We start from the raw sequence: 1,952 nt of genomic DNA, 5'->3' as shown, positions 1-1,952 counted from the left end.
GGCAAACTCCTCTGAGGTTCAGTTCATTCCAAATATTTATTACCGTTCGACTATTCGTGCCGCTATTGACCGTGGCAACAGATATCGCCGTGGTGAAATCTTTCAGTGGCTACTTGACCCAACTTACGTTCCAAATCTGAAGTTCTCATCTCACGGTCCCTCAAGGGAGACGGGACAGGAAGAGCTTGATTTGGTAGAAGAAGAGGGCGACTTCTGAATCCATTGACTATTCCGATACCCATTTTCAATGCTCACTTGGTTTAACCACTAATGCATTTACGTGTCATTTTAAAAAGTGTTTTCCTATTGCCTGTTGTAACGCTCCTTGGAGTGCCAGGCCAAGTTCTATCAACTACCCCAGGGACAAAAAAAATAGCGGTCGATGGATGGCTATTGGAGCTTCCCGATGATTGGCGTGTGGATGAGAGTTCCAAACCAAGCGGACCGTTTTTTCGATCACCCGACAGAACAAGCGCCTGCTTCGTCAGAGTGCAACCGCTACCTCCGAACAATCAAATTTCTCCCGTTGAAATAGCCTTGGAGGCCCGGCGCTTATTTCAGCAATCGGCCGAGCAGACCAAATTTAAATGGCGGGTGATGCTAGAGACGATTGCTTCGACCGCCATCGGTGTAGTGCAGAACCTTGACCTGCTCGACGCTGAGAACAAGGTTCGGTATGTTCAAAAAACAGTCATCACCGGACAGTCAATGGCGATGCTTATTCTTCACGACTATGCTTGCGAGTCCCACATCGCTTCGGTGAAGTTCTTTGCCCCTATTGTTGAGTCCCTTTCTCCTGCGCCTTGAACTTCCGAAAACTGAAGGTCAAAGTCCTCAAGAAGTGGTCACGTTAGGCCCTCCAACGATCAATATATCGCGCAGGGTACCTGCTGAAACGAGTCGTAATGCACTGTGTGTGAGTACAGGGGGTGTCGGCTACTTGCGCGGTATCCTCGTGCCTTCAGAGACTCCTGAAGTTCATTTAGAACGGGATTCTCACGTACCACCGAGAGTCCCGGATGTTCAATCCTTCGACTCGGGCCATGTCTTTTTCCTGCTTCACAAATTAATGAAGTGACACGCTCAAGTGATACAAAACCGCAGCGGGCAGCTGCTTTAGACACAAAACCCGCAAGAACCGCGGATTTGAGATGAATAAGGTGACGAGCCTTGACCCCGGCACTGGCTCCACAGTTAGGGCTGCTTGGTTCCCCACCTGACCCGGTTGGCCGCTTTACCATGCGGGAAGGCCCGTCACCCTCGATTGTAAGGGACTTGGGAATGACCCCTCTGGCGTAACTCCCATCGGTGAAATGGGCACACAGGCATTTACTCCAACAGGGGCCGCGGGACTGGCTTTGCCAGACCGCAGGCGCAGCGCCCCCTCGGGGGGCAGCGCATTACACGCAGTGAAAAGCGTGGGGGCCATATCCTAGAATGGGCGAATGTCCTATCTCGTCCTAGCCCGCAAATATCGCCCCAAAAATTTCTCTGAAATGGTGGGGCAGTCGCATGTGGTGCAGGCGCTGGGCAATGCGCTGGCCACCCAGCGTTTGCACCATGCTTACCTGTTCACCGGCACGCGGGGCGTAGGCAAGACAACCATTTCGCGCATTCTCGCCAAGTCGCTCAACTGCCTGGGGCCGGACGGGCAGGGCGGGATTACGGCCAYGCCTTGCGGTGTGTGCCAGGCGTGCACCGACATCGACAGCGGCCGTTTTGTGGACTACACCGAGCTGGACGCGGCGTCCAACCGGGGCGTCGATGAAATTGCGCAGCTGCTGGAGCAAGCCGTTTACAAGCCCGTCGTCGGCCGTTTCAAGGTCTTCATGATCGACGAGGTGCACATGCTCACGAACACGGCGTTCAACGCCATGCTCAAGACGCTGGAAGAACCGCCCGAATACCTGAAGTTCGTGCTGGCCACGACCGACCCGCAAAAAGTGCCGGCC

The 1,952-nt window shown here is 54.0% G+C and carries 3 protein-coding genes and 1 other RNA gene; 3 read left to right on the top strand and 1 reads right to left on the bottom strand.

Annotation, left to right across the window (positions count from 1 at the left end):
* Positions 1-217, top strand: a 217-nt coding sequence (locus AC1D0Z_RS20565) for a hypothetical protein (RefSeq protein ID WP_477660021.1), incomplete at its 5' end; no start/stop codon positions are given.
* Between the two features lie 53 nt (positions 218-270).
* Positions 271-807 carry a hypothetical protein gene (locus tag AC1D0Z_RS20560; protein ID WP_477660020.1) on the top strand — a complete coding sequence of 179 codons (537 nt, stop codon included), beginning with the start codon at positions 271-273 and terminating at the stop codon, positions 805-807.
* Positions 808-1,159: 352 nt separating this feature from the next.
* Here the strand turns inward: AC1D0Z_RS20560 and ffs are convergent.
* Positions 1,160-1,256, bottom strand: an RNA gene (gene ffs / locus AC1D0Z_RS20555) — signal recognition particle sRNA small type.
* Between the two features lie 189 nt (positions 1,257-1,445).
* Between ffs and dnaX the strand changes: the two genes are divergently transcribed.
* On the top strand, positions 1,446-1,952 hold a 507-nt coding region (gene dnaX, locus AC1D0Z_RS20550), incomplete at its 3' end, for a DNA polymerase III subunit gamma/tau (protein WP_477660019.1).

The organism is Polaromonas sp. P1_E3, assembly GCF_056405935.1.
Note: the sequence above shows the minus strand (reverse complement) of the source record. Positions and strands in the feature narration are given on the sequence as shown.